Source organism: Neomicrococcus aestuarii (assembly GCF_014201135.1).
Taxonomy (GTDB): Bacteria; Actinomycetota; Actinomycetes; order Actinomycetales; family Micrococcaceae; genus Neomicrococcus; species Neomicrococcus aestuarii.
This window is the reverse complement of record NZ_JACHDR010000001.1, coordinates 1337081-1351915: the sequence shown is the minus strand read 5'-3', so window position 1 is coordinate 1351915 and position 14835 is coordinate 1337081. Positions and strand designations below refer to the sequence as shown.

Genomic DNA, 14835 nt, shown 5'->3' with positions numbered 1-14835 from the left:
GATTTTGCGTTTCTGGGTAGGCCTAAGTGTCAATGGTCAGGATTAGGGTTGTCCCATGGCAACCATCTTTTACACGGCATCGACGCTGGACGGATTCCTTGCTACGGAAGACCATTCGCTCGAGTGGCTCATGCGCCAAGACTTCGATCAAGAGGGCCCCATGGCCTACCCGGCGTTCGTTCAAAACGTGGGCGCGCTCGTGATGGGCCGCTCCACCTACGAGTGGCTGCGAGAGCACGAAGACAAGTGGGGATATTCTCAGCCCACTTGGGTGTTTACGCATCAGGACCTGCCTCTTCCGGACGGCGCAGACGTTCGCATTGTGGGCGGATCGGTGTCCGAAAACTTTGAAAGCATCGAGGCGTCCGCGCAGGGCAAAGACGTGTGGGTGGTAGGTGGGGGAGACCTCGCCTCACAGTTCGCAGCCGCCGGTCATCTCGACGAAATCTGGGTCCAGTTCGCGCCGGTGATGCTCGGCAACGGCCAGCCACTTTTCACGCAGGAACTAGACCTCGAGCTTGTCGAGCTGGCCCAGAATCGGGCGTTCGTCTGCACGCGCTACCGGGTGCTCAAGAACGCCTAGAGGGAAGTTTTTAGGCTCTTTTTAGTCATGGAGTTGTCACAAGTCTGTCTAAATTCTGCAGGAGCGTCAGATTAACGCCGTGAGAGCCATTGCTCAAAGGTCTCAGAATCAGTACGCGTTCCCGCCGCTGGCAGCAGCCCGCCAGAACCCATGGGACCCGGAAGCGGGATGGGGAAGACCTTGAGCGAGGCGGAGTCGGCCGCGGCAGAGTCCTTTGATGCAATGCGCTGCGCGGCAGCAGCAAGATCCAAAGGAGCAGGACCGCCAATTTCTGCGATCGGCTCCCACGGATCAGCCAAAACGTTCTCTGCAACGAACCGCGCGGCGGCGATCGGCTGACTCAGCATCCGTGGAACCACCGCGAAGCGCCCCACACGCAGTTGCTTGGAGAGCTGTTCGGCGAGCTCAAACCACTGAGTGGTGCGCACGATTTGCACGGGGAGCCCGGATTTCAGGTACGCGTTTTCCTGGGCGGCTTTGCCCGCGTAGTACCCGTTGGTCCGAAGCACGGCGGGGTCTGTGGCGTTCACAATGGACACGCACACCACACGCTGCACGTCGTTGACGCGCGCTGCGTACGCGACATGGTTCGCCGTCGTAATAAAAAATCGCTTCGCCGTAGCCGCCGCGAAAGTATTCGTATTGAGCGCGTCCACCACCACGTCGACGCCCTGGAGAGCCGCGACCAAGCCCGAGCCACTGAGCGCATCCACGCCCTGAGCGCGGGAGAGCGCGATCGTCTCGACACCGCGCCGTCTCAGCTCAAGGACAATCCGTTTGCCGATCGTTCCGGTTCCGCCCAGCACCGCTACCCGCATGTTGTCCCCCTTCTAGCAAGGCGCCTACGATGGCCCCATGACCAGTCTCGCCGTTTTCTTGCGCGGCATCAACGTTGGCGGAGTGCGGCTCAGCATGGCCGCTTTGCAGCAGGCTCTTAAGGATGCTGATTACGACGGCGTGAGTACCGTTCTTGCCACGGGTAACGTCTTGCTGGACTCGGGTGGGCGGACGGCCGCCGACGTGAAAACCGAGGTGGAAGGCGTTTTGAGGGCTGCTTTCGGGTACGAGGCGTGGGTGATCGTGAAGACCCCTGATCAGGTTCGCGAGATTGTCGCTGGGTATCCCTTCGGGCGCGATACCTCCACGCATCATGCCTACGGCGTTCTGGCCACCTCGGCTGATGTGATCTCAGAGGTTGTGGAGTCCGTCAGCCCCGAAGACATGGCTGCTGCGGGTGAACGAGTTGCGGCTCATGGTGATGTGCTCTGGTGGGAATGTCCCAAAGGATCCTCGCTGGATACTCCGATATCCAAGTACTTGGCGAAAGCGAAGTTCAAGCCGCACGTGACCACTCGGAATCTCAATACTTTCGACAAGGTGCTCGCCAAAATTTGATCTTGAAGTGTAAGAATGACGCTTATGAGCGTATCTGTCACGGGTCTTCTGCGCCCCACCACCGATGACCAGTTTGAGCTAGTGCTGCACCGTCACTTTGACGTGAAACCTGAAACGGTGTGGACCGTGCTCACGGACTCCGTTGAATGTGGGCGTTGGATGGGAACCTGGGAGGGTGACCCATCGTCTGGAGTCGTGCACATGAAAATGGTCGCCGAAGAAGGCGATGCGCTTCAGGTAGTCAAAATTCTTGAATGCCGAGCCCCCGAAGTGGTCAAAGTACAGCAGGGGCCAGCGGATCAACCGTGGACGCTCGAAGTTCACTTGGCCGAAAACGGACCTACTACTGAACTCACGTTCATCCAGCCGATGGCCAGGGATTTTGTGCTCTCGATGCTGTCAGAGGTAGGGCCGGGCTGGGAGTACTACATGGATCGTCTGGTGGCAGCTGTCGCCGAAGAAGACGCCAACGAGATCGCGTGGGATGACTACTACCCGGCGCGCAAGGAACCGTATGCGGTCATGGCTCGAGCCGCAGAGCTTTAAGCCACAGCATGTGTTGGACGTGAACTAATTCCTTGCAGAGGGTTGAGCAAATGTGCTCTCGGGCATAGGTTGAAGGGACGCCACGGGCATACAGAGTAATCGGGGCGCAACGTAAGTCGGCTCGTCGAGGGTGACAGTAGCTCGTCGAAGGTGACGGCAGAACCAGGAGAGAAGCGGATCGCTTCCGAAAGGGGAAAAGTGGCAGTCTACGGTTGGATTGGGCTCGGAAACATGGGCGGTCCCATGGCGTCCAATATCTTCAATGCAGGGCATACCGTGCGCGGATTCGACTTGAGTCAGCGCGCCCAACAAAATGCTAGGGACGGCGGCGTGGAGGTGGTGGGATCCATCAAAGATGCCGTGTCCGACGCCGACGTGGTGTTCACGAGTCTTCCGAAAGGCGAGCACGTGCGCTCCGTCTTCGATGGCGAGGACGGCATTTGGGAACACGCACCCAAAACAGCTCTTCTGGCCGACACTTCAACTGTGGATCTCGCGACATCACGTTTTTGCCACGAAGAATCTCAAAAGCGTGGCTTCGTGTTTGTGGATGCGCCGGTTTCCGGAGGGATCAGCGGAGCCGCCGCCGGCACCCTGACGTTCATGTTGGGCGGCGATGAAGACGGCGTCCAGCGCGCTCGCGAGTTCGTGGCGCCCATGGCAGGACACATCATCGAGACCGGTGGCGCCACTACGGGTATTGCGTCCAAGATTGTCAACAACATGATGCTTTTCATTAACCTGATGGGCATCGCCGAAGGCTCTCAGCTGGCCGAGCGTTTGGGCCTTGATGCGCAGACTTTCTGGAACGTCGCAAACACGTCCTCTGGCCAGTCGTGGGCGCAGCGCACGTGGTACCCAGTCCCTGGAATCGTGGCTTCAGCGGCGGCCAACAACAACTTTGACGCCACCTTCACTGCTGAACTGGCGCTCAAGGACGTGTCCTTGGCGCTTGAAGCTGGCAACGAGACCGGCGTCAATCTCGAGGCTGCCTCCCTCGCGGCCGAGATGTTCCAGACGCTGATTGATCAGGGCCTCGGGAAGAAAGACTGCTCGCTCATTGCAAAGCTCGCATCGCCGGACGGAACGGTCGAAGGCTGGAAGCCTTAGTCAATAGACCGCATCCTCTTGATGCACGGACTACTTTGAAGCAAAAGCACAGGTGGGGCTGATCTTCTCAACGAGAGAATGATCAGCCCCACCAATGGATGAGCAGGTGGCTATTGAGCGCTGTTTAGCGGTCGTACCACTTCTTCGCCACCTCAGGGTGAGCGCGAAGGAAGCCCTTGAGCATGTTGGATCCGTAGTTGGACAGCATGGGGTTGTGTGGATCGTCAGAGACGCCACGAGCCTGGGCAGCAAGGTGCTCAGGAAGCGGGACCGGGTCGATGGTGGCATCGAGTCGCGGTGACCAGAAGAACGGTACCGAATAGCGGTCAACTCCAGCTGGAGGGGCCGTCACGCGGTGGATCGTGGCCATCAAGTAACCGTTAGTAGCAACTTCGAGCATTTCGCCCAAGTTCACCACAAGAGCGCCCGGGATGGGATCAACATCAATCCACTCATCCTGACCGTACGGCTTGACCTCGAGTCCGCCGACCTCGTCCTGCAGCAAGAGCGTCACGAAACCGTAGTCGGCGTGCGCGCCCACACCTTGCGATCCTGCTTCGGGAACAGCGCCGGTACCCACATAGTGGACGAGCTTGCCCATCCAGGCGGGCGTGCCAGAGAACGGTTCAGCGAAGTAATCGGCAGGTAGTTCCAAAGAGACCGCAATGGCGGACAAGAGCTCGTCACCAATCGAGGACATGAGCGCGGCCCAGTCCATGGCCTTCTCTTCGAGCTGCGGGAATGCAGACGGCCACTGGTTGGGGCCCTGTAGTTTCAAGTGCGGCTGATCCTCGGGCACGTTTTCAAGCGCCGGACGTGCCGGTCCGTAGTCGATCTGCTCGCGTGCGTCCGCACGACCCTGCGTTACTTCCTTACCCAAACGGGTGTAACCGCGGAACTGCGGGGAGTTGCGGTTGTCCAGCAAAAGGCGCTCGCCAACGGGGCGCGCAAAGAACTCGCGGAGAGTGTCCAGAAGTTCCCCGGCCTGGTTGTCGCTTCCGCCGTATCCAACGACCTGGAAGAACCCAACATTGTGGGTGGCATCCCGAAGTGCATCAATGAATTCTGGGTTAAACGAACCGTCAGAGGACCGTGCGGTCGACAAGTCGAGGACGGGGACGGAAGTGCGGACTTTTGTCATAGGTTCCATGGTTCAACTCCTTTGGGAGTTAAAGCAATGAAATGTTTAGCTGTATTCCGCCCCGTGGCCTCCAACGTAATGAAACTTGACAAACACGATTTCGTAACGGTTTTGCGGCAATGATTCAGTACTCACGAGGACTTCCGTACTCTAGCTATATGAGGTCACCCGGAGCTTGCCGCAGTGAGTAAAAGCCAACGCCCGGACCGTCTGAACGGTCATCACATCGTCACCGAAGACGAACTCCTGGACGTGAGCGTCCAGGACGAATACTCCCGTGCTGAAGAGAAAGCACGACGACGCCGCCACTTCCGTCACGGGGTGGTGCTGGTATTGGTGACGGTGATGCTGGCTGCTGCGGCTTTCGCAGGCTGGATGGTGCTGACGCGCCAGTGGGTGGTTCCGGGACTTGATTCCGACTCCGTGGCTGTCGTGGACGACAGATGTCCGGTGGAAGAGTTCGCCTACGCGGACAACAACACGGTGACCGTGAACGTGTACAACGCCACCGGGAGAGCGGGACTGGCCGCCAAGGTCGCCACGCAATTGCGAGATCGTGGCTTCAAAATTGGGGTGGTCGCGAACCGCAGGCTCACGTATGACGCAACTATCGGCGTCGTAATTTCTGGTGGTCAAGGCCGCAGCGAGGCACTCTCTGTGCAACGCAATGTGGCCGGAACCAAGTACGTCACGGATACCCGCCGGCGGGACGAAACCGTAGACGTAATTCTGGGTTCGAGCTTCAAGTCACTGACAACGCGCGATAAAGTCCGCACCAACGAGGGCCGGTTGCCGTGCTTGCCAGGAACGGAGAGCTCGGCTCCGGTAGCACCGTCGACGTTTGTTCCGCCGTCTGTGTCACCCTCGCCGAGCTCGTCAACGCCGTAGTTCGCCGCGTTTCCGCGGCACCGAGTGCTTAGTTGCAACCCTCCGGGCCGCACACGGCGCCGTCTTCGCCCGGCTTCACGTTGGACATCATGGTCAACGGGGCAGGGTGCTTTTCGGTGAAAGCTTGCGTCAGTGCTTGCTCGAACGCCTCGGAAGGCTGCGCGCCGGAGACACCGTACTTGTTGTCAATAACGAAGAACGGGACGCCCTGAATGCCGTACGCGCGAGCCTGAGCGAAGTCCTGCAACACGTCCTGACGGTAAGCGTTCTCATCCTTGATGGTGGCTTCCGCCGTAGCGCGGTCCAAGCCGGCTTCTACAGCGAGATCCGCAAGGACGGCCGCGTCATTCGTGTCGAGACCACGTTCAAAGTGTGCGGAAAGCAACAGTTCCTTCAACTGCGAACCAACGCCGTGCGCCTTCGCAAGGTGCAGCAAGCGATGGGCGTTGAAGGAGTTCGCTACCTTCAGGTTGTCGAAATCGTAGGTCAGCCCCTCGCCGGCGGCTTGCTGTGTTACGTGCTGAAGCATCTGACGCACGCGCGTTGGCTCGAGGCCCTTCATCTCACCCAAGTACTGCTCTTCCGTGCCGTGGTAGTGATCCGGCAACGTGGGATCCAGCTGGTAGGAGTGGTAAGTGACGTCGATGGAATCAGCGAGGCCGGACTGCTCAAGAGCGCTCTCGAAGCGGCGCTTACCAATGAAGCACCAAGGACAAGCGATGTCCGACCAAATGTCGACGGACATGCGTTGTTCGGATGCGGAATCGCTCTGGGGCGAAGTAACGGAAGGCGTGGTCATACAGGGTAAAACGGTCAGCCCGCCGCAACTATTCCGCGAAGGTCCTCTCGGCATCGCGTCGAGCGGCGTTGGAGAGCTGGTGCAAGCCTAGAGTGAAGTCCTTGCCGAGCATCTTGTCCATGTCAAAGAACTTAGAAAACAGCACGGCTAGCCCCTTGTTCTCACCGCGCATGGTCCACGTGGCGCGGGTGCCGGCGGCGATGGGCTCAAAAGTGAACGTGGTGGGGCTCTCCGATTTCCACGGACGAGTGAAACGCAGGTCCACTTCAACCCGGCGAGACGGATCCACTTCCGTGATGGTCATGGAACCCGCGCCGGACTTCTTGCCATCCCATGCGTAGGTGGCTCCCACACCTGATTTGGGGCCACTGAAGGTCCTGGAATGATCCATGTGCGGACCATCCCACGGCGACCAGCGTTCCCACTCGTGGAAGTCGTTGACGAGGGCAAACACCACCTCGGGTGCTACCGGAATATCCAGCGAACGGGACACGGAGAACTTAGCCATGGGTGACACACTACGCGTGCGATTCCGCGTAGCGCTACAGGGTTACTGACAGGACAGTTTCGATGGCACCCTTGAGGAGCCGACGAGCGGTTTCAGCATCTCGCACCGCCTCCGTGTGCCGCCACGCAACCACCCCATCTGGCCTGACCAAGAGGGCTCCGGCCTCGGCGATTTCACGTTTTCGCGCCCAATATTTGTAAGGATCCTCGTATCCTGGGCGACCCACCAGCACCGTATCGAGGAATGGCAACGCAAGCTGCGCCGTCGCACTCTCCCATGCAATGCCGGACAGACCGGTGATCAGCGTGAAGCGACCCTTCCCAGTGATATCCAGTGTGGAGACGCGTTTCCCGTCCTTGCCGACAAGCCATGCGTGCGGAATTTTTGCGCCTGGTCTGGTGGTGGCTTGCAAATAGAGCTGAGGGTCCCGGTTCCAGCGTTCTTCCGTTTCTTCCAGTACGACGGCGCCGCTCGCGTAGCGCTGATTCAGTTCCGTTCCGTGGGCGTTGAATTCGTAGTTCTTGAGGTCGAGTGCTTTTTCGAGGCGCGCTCGCAGTTCTTCGCCTTCCGGGGTGGGTGCGTTGAGTCGTTCTAACCCGGTAGCAACGGACTTCTCTCCACTTGAATCCGCGGTTTGCCAGCACTCGCGGAAGGGTGCGTAATCTGCGCGGGACTGGTTGGCGCGTTTCACGATCTGCTCACCGACTGGGACGCGTTCTTCGGAGTAGCTTTCAAGGAGTTCGGTTCCCGCGTGTCCCTTGACCACGTATGCCAGCTTCCACGCAAGATTGTGAGCGTCTTGCATGCACGTATTGGAGCCCAGACCAGAGCTAGGCGGGTGGCGGTGTGTGGCGTCGCCCCCGCAGAAGACGCGACCCTTAGACATGGTGTGCGCGAACTGCTGATTTACGAACCACGTGCTGACGGAAACGATTTCCGGTTCCAACGAAGGATCGCCCACAAGGGTTCGAATTTGCTGGAGGATGGTCTCTTCACTCAAGTCCGGTTCTCCGGCCTCAATGTTGAAGCCCCAACCGGCGATCCACTCGTTCCACGGCCGCACGCACCGCAAGAGGCCCATACCGATTTCTCCGAAGTCTGCTGCGGGGTTCATAATCCAGTGCAGAATCGACGGCCGATGCTCGACGAAGCGTGAGAGATCTGCGTTGAAACGAATGTAAGCGGTGCCAGCGCGGGCAACCTGTCCTTCAATGTGAAGGCCAATTTCATCCGCGATCTGGCTCTTTGCGCCGTCCGCACCTACCAAGAATTTGGCGCGCACGGTGTACTCCTGATTGCTCACGCGATTCAGTAGACGGACTGTGACGCCGTCGCCAGTGTCTTGGTGGCCCAAATATCTTGTGGAGAAAACGGCCTTGGCCCCCCGTTCGGCGGCGTTCTTGGCTAGGAGTGGCTCCATGAAAGTTTGCGGAATATCCAACATGGGGCAGGGGCTGCCCTTAATGTAGTCGCCCACTCGATCGTCGCCGGTTCCCCAGGTCTGAATGCGGGCGATCTCCGGGCCGGCGAGGCTTGTGGTGAAGAGGGTGTCGCCCATTTGGTCCCACGGTACGGCGTACTTGGCGGCCTCCTCTTCGAGGCCTAAATCGCGCAATACTTCAACAGCACGTTGGTTTGTGATGTGAGCTCGAGGCGTATTTGCTAGCCACGACCATTGGGTGATCATGGTGACGCGCACGCCGTATGTTGCCAACGCCAGTGCGGCAGTTGCGCCCATCGGACCCATGCCTACAACGAGGACGTCGGTGTCGAACTCGTTGTCAGCCGTATCGTCAGTGGTTTGAGAAGTGAAGTCTTGAGGGGAAAAGGCCACGGTACGCTCCTTTGCGGTCTAGTGACTGTTGTTTCGCACACCGTACGTCTTGTGTGACGGGCGCTACACTTGAGAATACTGGCATGCCAGTTTTTGGTTCGCCACGGGGTGTTCCGGAGAGTGGAACGATCGGAGGGTTGCAGCAATGAGTTCGAGTCTTGCTGGCCGCGTATACGAAGGCGTCAAAGTCGGGCTCTTCCGGGGTGACTACCCCATTGGCAAGCGGCTCTCCATCGAGGCGCTTCGCACAAGGTTTGGTGTCAGCAAGCAGCCCATTTCAGAAGCCTTCCGACTGTTGGCGGCCGATGGTCTGGTGGAAATTCTCCCGCGTTCGGGATGCGTTCCCCGTTCCTATTCGCGTCAGGAGATTGAAGACTTTTTCGCGGTGTTTGCGTCTTTTGAAGCATCGACCACCCAACTGGCGACGCGGCGTCGTACTCCCGAGCAAGTCGGGAGCCTCCGGAGAATCTTGAGTAGCCACAGTCCGGAAGCGACTGTAGGAAACTCGCCCGACCATGCGGCGAAGCGGGCAGATGAGTATCGGCTACACAATCGCGAATTCCACCTCACGATTCTAGAAATGGCCCAATCTCACGTGGTCACAGCGGTGTCTCGGCGAATGATGGATCTCAGTGACTATCTCATTGGAACCGGCGCCGAAGAAGGCCGCTTTGTCTTCCATGAGGTCGAACGGCATGACGAGCATGAGGCCATTGTTGAGGCAATCCAGGCGCAGGACGAAGAACTCGCGCGCCGGTTCATGTTCGCTCACATTTCTCGAGCGGGTCAGTTTGCAATAGCGGTCCAGTAAGAATTCTGGCGCTCGATAAAAATCTATACCTTTGGCTAATTGCGTTCCCTTGAGGACTTCCTAGGCTTGAAGTGTCTTAAAAGGTCAAGGGGGAATAACGCATGGAACAGCTGAGTGAGCGCGCAGACACAGGATCTTTGTTCTTGATTGGTGGTGTAGTGGCCACAGCAGTCATGGGTGTCTTGGTGATTCTGATGGTTCCGACCGTCGTGGGCACTGCGGTTGGAGTACTGCTGATGGGACTGGGAATCTTCCCAGTCATGGCCCTTGCCAAAGAGCGCGCGGTACGTCTAGGGCTCGCGGCAATGATCGCGGGATACGCCGCTATCGCCGTGGGAATCGCGCTACTGGTGCGTTGAGCCTGACGCAAGCAGGCATCGTCGTAATTAACAAGAAATTGGCGCGAAACGCACCCGCTCGAGGTGGTTTCGCGCCAATTTCTATGACCGCTATGCCGTAATCAATTCGGTCTGCTCTTGATCGCACAAGAAGCGGTTGTAAGCCGGGATGGTGAGGAAGGTGGGGAAATCCTCGCGCAAAGCGGAAGCTTCGAAAATATCCCGAGCATCCTCGAAACGGTCGCCGTCAAAACGTGGCAACTTGCTGAACTCGTCCGTGAGCAGGCCCTCCACGCGAACGCGGGTGATGGTCTGGCCGTCCTCCGTCTTCGCTGCCTGATGGATCCACTGCCACACCTGCGAACGGGAAATCTCCGCCGTTGCAGCATCCTCCATGAGGTTGTGAATGGCTACTGCACCGTTGCCGCGCAACCAGGATTCGATGTAGCGGATGGCCACCTCGATGTTCAGTCGCACGCCGCCTTCCGTGATGGATCCGCCGGTGCCGCTCAAGTCAATGAGCGCGGCATCGTTCGGCACTACATCTTCACGCAAGCGCTCAATCTGGTTGGGGTTCTCGCCAAGAACGGCGTCGAAAACTTCCATCGCTACGGGCACGAGGTCCGGGTGAGCCACCCATGAACCGTCGAAACCGTCGTTGGCTTCGCGAGACTTGTCAGCCCGCACCTTTTCGAGAGCGTTGGTATTGACCTCGGCGTCGCGGCGATTCGGGATGAACGCTGCCATACCGCCAATCGCGGATGCACCGCGGCGGTGGCACGCACGCACAAGCTGCTCGGTGTAAGCCCGCATGAACGGAGCCGTCATGGTGACGGAGCTGCGGTCTGGCAACAAGAACTGGGAACCGCGGGAACGGAAGTTCTTGATGATGGAGAAGATGTAATCCCAACGGCCCGCGTTCAAGCCGGCGCTGTGATCGCGCAGTTCGTAGAGGATCTCTTCCATTTCAAACGCAGCCGTAATGGTCTCAATCAGAACCGTGGCGCGGATGGTGCCCTGCGGGATGCCCACGTAATCCTGGGCAAACACGAACACGTCATTCCAGAGGCGAGCCTCAAGGTGGTTCTCCGTCTTCGGCAAGTAGAAGTACGGTCCGCGGCCCAACTCAATAAGGCGCTTGGCGTTGTGGAAGAAGTACAAACCAAAGTCCACGAGAGCTCCGGAAAGCGGAGTGCCATTGACCAGCAAGTGCTTCTCCGGCAAGTGCCAACCGCGAGGACGAACCACGATGGTCGGCAGATCCGTGAGGGTCTCGCCGGAAAGGCGGTACTCCTTGCCTTCGGGGGAGGTGAAATCGATGGTGCGGTCCAACACGGAACGAAGGTTCAGCTGCCCATTGATGACGTTGCGCCAGTTCGGGGTGGAGGAGTCCTCCATGTCAGCGAGCCAGACCTTGGCATCAGAGTTCAAAGCGTTGATGGCCATCTTGCGATCCGTAGGACCGGTGATCTCAACGCGGCGATCCTCAAGTCCCGGAGCCAGCGGAGCAACGCGCCACGTGTCATCTTCACGAACGGACCGAGTGGCTTCGAGGAAGCGCGGATCCTGACCGTTAGCGATCTTGGCGCGGACCGTGTGGCGGCGCTTCATGAGCTCTTGACGGCGCTCATCAAACGTGGCGTGCAGCTTGCCCAGGAACTCGAGGGCCTCTGCGGTGAGCACGCGCTCTTGGTAGCGGATCGGTGGAGGGGTGATGGTGATGCCGTTGATGGTGATGTTGCCGTGCATGGTGTACTCCTTGGAGAAAAATTGAAAGTGGGGGTGGCAGAGATTCCGCCACCCCCTGATCTGGGGCTAGTGGAACTGGCCTTCTTCGGTGGAACCAACGAGCGCGAGGGTGGAAGCGTTCGGGTTGAGGGCGGTTGCGATCTGATCGAAGTAACCGGTGCCGACTTCGCGCTGGTGCTTGGTGGCGGTGTAGCCGCGCTCCTCAGCACCGAACTCGCGCTCTTGCAGATTTACGTAAGCGCTCATACCTTCACGGGCGTAACCGTGGGCGAGATCAAACATCGAGTAGTTGAGGGCGTGGAAGCCGGCAAGCGTAATGAACTGGAACGTGAAGCCCATGGCGCCGAGCTCGCGCTGGAACTTGGCGATGGTGTCATCATCCAAGTGCTTCTTCCAGTTGAAGGACGGCGAGCAGTTGTAGGAAAGCATCTGATCTGGGAACTCAGCCTTGACGGATTCGGCGAACTTGCGGGCCAGTTCAAGGTCCGGGGTGCCGGTTTCCATCCAGATGAGGTCCGAGTACGGTGCGTACGCCTTAGCGCGGGCGATGCACGGTTCAATACCGTTGCGAACCTTGTAGAAGCCCTCCGGGGTGCGCACGCCGGTGATGAATTCCTGGTCCCGCTCGTCAACATCGGAGGTGATGAGGGTTGCTGCCTCAGCGTCCGTGCGGGCGATGATGACGGATGGAACGTTGGAGACGTCGGCCGCCAAGCGGGCTGCGTTCAGGGTGCGGATGTGCTGCTGGGTAGGGATGAGCACCTTGCCACCCAAGTGTCCGCACTTCTTTTCGGAAGCGAGCTGATCTTCCCAGTGCACGCCGGAAGCGCCGGAGGAGATCATGGACTTCATGAGCTCGTACGCGTTGAGCGGGCCACCGAAGCCGGCTTCGGCGTCAGCCACAATCGGGACCATCCAGTCTTCAACGGTCTGGATGCCTTCAGAGAATTCGATCTGGTCCGCACGCATGAGGGCGTTGTTGATGCGGCGCACCACCTGCGGAACCGAGTTGGCCGGGTAGAGGGACTGATCCGGGTAGGTGTGGCCGGAGAGGTTGGCGTCAGCGGCAACCTGCCATCCGGAAAGGTAGATGGCGCGAAGGCCGGCCTTGACCTGCTGGACGGCCTGGTTACCGGTGAGCGCGCCGAGTGCGTTGGTGTAGCCGCCCTGCGGAGCTTCGTGCGTGAGCTGCTTCCACAGCTTTTCCGAACCGCGCTTGGCCAGCGTGTACTCTTCCTGAACGCGGCCCTGAAGCTTGATGACGTCCTGTGCAGAGTAGTCGCGGGTGATGCCGTCCCAGCGTGGGTTGGCTTTCCACTCAAGCTCGAGTGACTCAGCGCGAGCTTCGGGGGTTGGGGTGCTGGATTGCTCGGTCATGATTCCTCCGGGGTGTGGGTACTGCGGCGAATTTCTTTCGTGAATCAATCTTTGATCGGAAATTCACCCTTTGACCCCGAAAATTGTGAGAAAGATTTGCATAAATTCGCGCTCAGGCAATAAGTGCGTCTTGCGTCACACTGGCAATATTCGTATCGTGAGTCCATGACTTCCGCTTCTGAGCACGACGACGTAGCTTCCGTACCGCTGGAATTCGGCAGCTGGGACGTCGCGAAACGCGGGGGACGAACCGGTGCTCACGCGGGTGGGGAGGCCCCCGAAGATGCCGTGGACACGTTCGCCCTGGGCCGCCGCATTCGTCACTTGCGGAAGGGCGCTTCCTTGACGCTCGACGAGCTTGCTGAACGCGTGGGGACGGTCGCGTCTCAGCTGTCCTTGATAGAGAATGGGCGGCGCGAGCCCAAGATCTCAATGTTGTCGAAGATCGCTGCGGCACTGGGCACCACTATGGATGACTTGCTAGCTTCCAAGCCGGCAGACCGTCGCTCGGAGCTCGAAATTGAGCTCGAGCGCTACCAGCGCGGTCCGTTGTACTCATCGCTGGGATTACCTGCGGTCAAGATCTCGACTAGGACGTCCATGGATGTCCTGGAAGCCCTCGTGGGATTGCAACGAGAGCTCGAGCGTCGCCTCGAAGAGCAAGTGGCCACCCCTGAAGAGGCCCGCCGGGCCAACATTGAGCTGCGCAAAGAAATGCGTTCTTGCAACAACTACTACCCGGAGCTTGAAGCGGAAGCCCGCAAAGTTTTGGATGCGGTGGGCGGGGGTACGGGTCCGCTCTCCACCAACCACGTGGCGGATATTGCCGCGCACTTCGGATTCAGCCTGAAATTTGTGCAAAATTTGCCACACTCCACAAGATCCGTCACGGACCTCAAGAATCACACCATCTACCTGACGCAGTCCCGCAACGCCGAACACGATCACCGCTCCGTGGTGCTCCAAGCCCTCGGCCACTACGTCCTAGGCCACCAAACCCCCAAGGACTACTCCGACTTCCTGCGTCAGCGCGTCTACACCAACTACTTCGCCGCAGCGCTCCTGCTTCCGGAACAAGGCGCCGTCGCGCTCTTGAAAGCCGCCAAGCAAGAAAAAGAAATCTCCATCGATGACCTGCGTGACGCGTTCGCGGTGTCCTATGAATCCGCCGCGCACCGCTTCACCAACCTCGCCACCGAGCACTTTGGCATCACCACGCACTTTCAAAAAGTGCACGAATCCGGCATCATCCACAAGGTCTATGAGAACGACGGCGTGAACTTCCCGTCAGACCACACCGGCGCCATCGAGGGCCAGACCGTGTGCCGGTACTGGACTTCGCGCGTGGTCTTTGACGTCGCCGATCGCTTCCGCTCCTACAACCAATTCACGGACACCAAAGTGGGCACGTACTGGTGCACGGCACGCGTGGAAGGGCACTCTTCGGGGTTGTATTCGTTGAGCGTGGGCGTCCCGTTCGAACACGTCAAGTGGTTCCGTGGCCGAGATACCAAAGAGCGCTCGCAGTCCACGTGCCCGGATGAATCGTGCTGCCGTCGTCCGCCGCAAGACCTCGCGCGTGAGTGGGCTGGCCAAGCCTGGCCGGCGACGCGCGCCAACGCGCACTTGCTCGCCGCGATGCCCACGGGAGCGTTCCCCGGTGTAGATCAGACTGAGGTCTACCAGTTCCTCAAGAACCAGGAATTGCGCGGCTAACGAAAGCTTGAGACCGCGGCTGCGTTGAGACTCGCTACAA

Annotated in this window: 15 protein-coding genes; 8 read left to right on the top strand and 7 right to left on the bottom strand. The window is 59.1% G+C overall.

Annotated elements, in window-relative coordinates; all coding sequences use genetic code 11:
• Positions 1–55 precede the first annotated feature (55 nt).
• Positions 56–583, top strand: coding sequence for a dihydrofolate reductase family protein (locus HD598_RS05945; protein WP_183664492.1), 528 nt, complete (start codon positions 56–58; stop codon positions 581–583).
• Between the two features lie 71 nt (positions 584–654).
• Here HD598_RS05945 and HD598_RS05940 read toward each other — a convergent pair whose 3' ends face one another.
• Positions 655–1401: an SDR family oxidoreductase gene (locus tag HD598_RS05940; RefSeq protein WP_183664490.1), complete on the bottom strand. Its 747-nt coding sequence runs from the start codon at positions 1399–1401 to the stop codon at positions 655–657.
• A gap of 37 nt (positions 1402–1438) precedes the next feature.
• On the opposite strand from HD598_RS05940, the gene HD598_RS05935 reads away from it, so the two are divergent.
• From HD598_RS05935 to mmsB, 3 genes are all read left to right on the top strand, one after another.
• Positions 1439–1978 carry a DUF1697 domain-containing protein gene (locus HD598_RS05935; protein ID WP_183664488.1) on the top strand — a complete coding sequence of 180 codons (540 nt, stop codon included), beginning with the start codon at positions 1439–1441 and terminating at the stop codon, positions 1976–1978.
• 24 nt (positions 1979–2002) lie between these two features.
• The gene (locus HD598_RS05930) at positions 2003–2524 is read left to right on the top strand and encodes an SRPBCC domain-containing protein (RefSeq protein WP_183664486.1); all 522 of its coding nucleotides are present in this window, start codon (positions 2003–2005) and stop codon (positions 2522–2524) included.
• 198 nt (positions 2525–2722) lie between these two features.
• A complete protein-coding gene (gene mmsB, locus HD598_RS05925) occupies positions 2723–3634 on the top strand; it encodes a 3-hydroxyisobutyrate dehydrogenase (RefSeq protein ID WP_183664484.1) in 912 nt (303 codons plus the stop codon).
• A 124-nt stretch (positions 3635–3758) separates the two neighbouring features.
• Here the strand turns inward: mmsB and HD598_RS05920 are convergent, their stop codons facing one another.
• Positions 3759–4775 (bottom strand): isopenicillin N synthase family dioxygenase, encoded by a 1017-nt coding sequence (locus HD598_RS05920; protein WP_183666657.1) that lies wholly within the window; start codon positions 4773–4775, stop codon positions 3759–3761.
• Between the two features lie 183 nt (positions 4776–4958).
• Between HD598_RS05920 and HD598_RS05915 the strand changes: the two genes are divergently transcribed.
• Positions 4959–5663: a LytR C-terminal domain-containing protein gene (locus tag HD598_RS05915; RefSeq protein WP_183664482.1), complete on the top strand. Its 705-nt coding sequence runs from the start codon at positions 4959–4961 to the stop codon at positions 5661–5663.
• A 28-nt stretch (positions 5664–5691) separates the two neighbouring features.
• Here HD598_RS05915 and HD598_RS05910 read toward each other — a convergent pair whose 3' ends face one another.
• The 3 genes from HD598_RS05910 to HD598_RS05900 all read right to left on the bottom strand — a co-directional run bounded on the left by HD598_RS05910 (position 5692) and on the right by HD598_RS05900 (position 8804).
• Positions 5692–6408: a DsbA family oxidoreductase gene (locus tag HD598_RS05910; protein ID WP_183664480.1), complete on the bottom strand. Its 717-nt coding sequence runs from the start codon at positions 6406–6408 to the stop codon at positions 5692–5694.
• Between the two features lie 82 nt (positions 6409–6490).
• The gene (locus tag HD598_RS05905) at positions 6491–6970 is read right to left on the bottom strand and encodes an SRPBCC family protein (RefSeq protein ID WP_183664478.1); all 480 of its coding nucleotides are present in this window, start codon (positions 6968–6970) and stop codon (positions 6491–6493) included.
• A 34-nt stretch (positions 6971–7004) separates the two neighbouring features.
• On the bottom strand, positions 7005–8804 hold the full coding sequence (locus tag HD598_RS05900) for an FAD-dependent monooxygenase (protein ID WP_221244603.1): 1800 nt from the start codon (positions 8802–8804) through the stop codon (positions 7005–7007).
• Positions 8805–8949: 145 nt separating this feature from the next.
• Between HD598_RS05900 and HD598_RS05895 the strand changes: the two genes are divergently transcribed.
• Both HD598_RS05895 and HD598_RS05890 read left to right on the top strand, forming a co-directional pair.
• The gene (locus tag HD598_RS05895; protein WP_183664476.1) at positions 8950–9615 is read left to right on the top strand and encodes a GntR family transcriptional regulator; all 666 of its coding nucleotides are present in this window, start codon (positions 8950–8952) and stop codon (positions 9613–9615) included.
• 101 nt (positions 9616–9716) lie between these two features.
• Entirely contained in the window at positions 9717–9974 is a 258-nt protein-coding gene (locus HD598_RS05890) for a hypothetical protein (RefSeq protein WP_183664474.1), read from the top strand.
• A gap of 90 nt (positions 9975–10064) precedes the next feature.
• On the opposite strand, the gene aceB is transcribed toward HD598_RS05890, so the two are convergent.
• Both aceB and aceA read right to left on the bottom strand, forming a co-directional pair.
• Entirely contained in the window at positions 10065–11702 is a 1638-nt protein-coding gene (gene aceB, locus HD598_RS05885; protein ID WP_183664472.1) for a malate synthase A, read from the bottom strand.
• Positions 11703–11768: 66 nt separating this feature from the next.
• The gene (gene aceA / locus HD598_RS05880) at positions 11769–13079 is read right to left on the bottom strand and encodes an isocitrate lyase (protein ID WP_183664470.1); all 1311 of its coding nucleotides are present in this window, start codon (positions 13077–13079) and stop codon (positions 11769–11771) included.
• A gap of 165 nt (positions 13080–13244) precedes the next feature.
• On the opposite strand from aceA, the gene HD598_RS05875 reads away from it, so the two are divergent.
• Positions 13245–14795 carry a helix-turn-helix domain-containing protein gene (locus HD598_RS05875; RefSeq protein ID WP_071895247.1) on the top strand — a complete coding sequence of 517 codons (1551 nt, stop codon included), beginning with the start codon at positions 13245–13247 and terminating at the stop codon, positions 14793–14795.
• The last annotated feature ends 40 nt before the right edge of the window (positions 14796–14835 follow it).

Excerpts from the sequence above, each read along its gene's own strand:
- HD598_RS05910 (WP_183664480.1), bottom strand. The coding sequence starts at position 6,408 with ATGTCCGTCGACATTTGGTCGGACATCGCTTGTCCTTGGTGCTTCATT.
- HD598_RS05940 (WP_183664490.1), bottom strand. The coding sequence starts at position 1,401 with ATGCGGGTAGCGGTGCTGGGCGGAACCGGAACGATCGGCAAACGGATT.
- aceB (WP_183664472.1), bottom strand. The coding sequence starts at position 11,702 with ATGCACGGCAACATCACCATCAACGGCATCACCATCACCCCTCCACCG.
- HD598_RS05905 (WP_183664478.1), bottom strand. The coding sequence starts at position 6,970 with ATGGCTAAGTTCTCCGTGTCCCGTTCGCTGGATATTCCGGTAGCACCC.
- HD598_RS05895 (WP_183664476.1), top strand. The coding sequence starts at position 8,950 with ATGAGTTCGAGTCTTGCTGGCCGCGTATACGAAGGCGTCAAAGTCGGG.
- HD598_RS05890 (WP_183664474.1), top strand. The coding sequence starts at position 9,717 with ATGGAACAGCTGAGTGAGCGCGCAGACACAGGATCTTTGTTCTTGATT.
- HD598_RS05930 (WP_183664486.1), top strand. The coding sequence starts at position 2,003 with ATGAGCGTATCTGTCACGGGTCTTCTGCGCCCCACCACCGATGACCAG.
- HD598_RS05875 (WP_071895247.1), top strand. The coding sequence starts at position 13,245 with ATGACTTCCGCTTCTGAGCACGACGACGTAGCTTCCGTACCGCTGGAA.
- HD598_RS05920 (WP_183666657.1), bottom strand. The coding sequence starts at position 4,775 with ATGACAAAAGTCCGCACTTCCGTCCCCGTCCTCGACTTGTCGACCGCA.
- HD598_RS05935 (WP_183664488.1), top strand. The coding sequence starts at position 1,439 with ATGACCAGTCTCGCCGTTTTCTTGCGCGGCATCAACGTTGGCGGAGTG.
- aceA (WP_183664470.1), bottom strand. The coding sequence starts at position 13,079 with ATGACCGAGCAATCCAGCACCCCAACCCCCGAAGCTCGCGCTGAGTCA.
- HD598_RS05945 (WP_183664492.1), top strand. The coding sequence starts at position 56 with ATGGCAACCATCTTTTACACGGCATCGACGCTGGACGGATTCCTTGCT.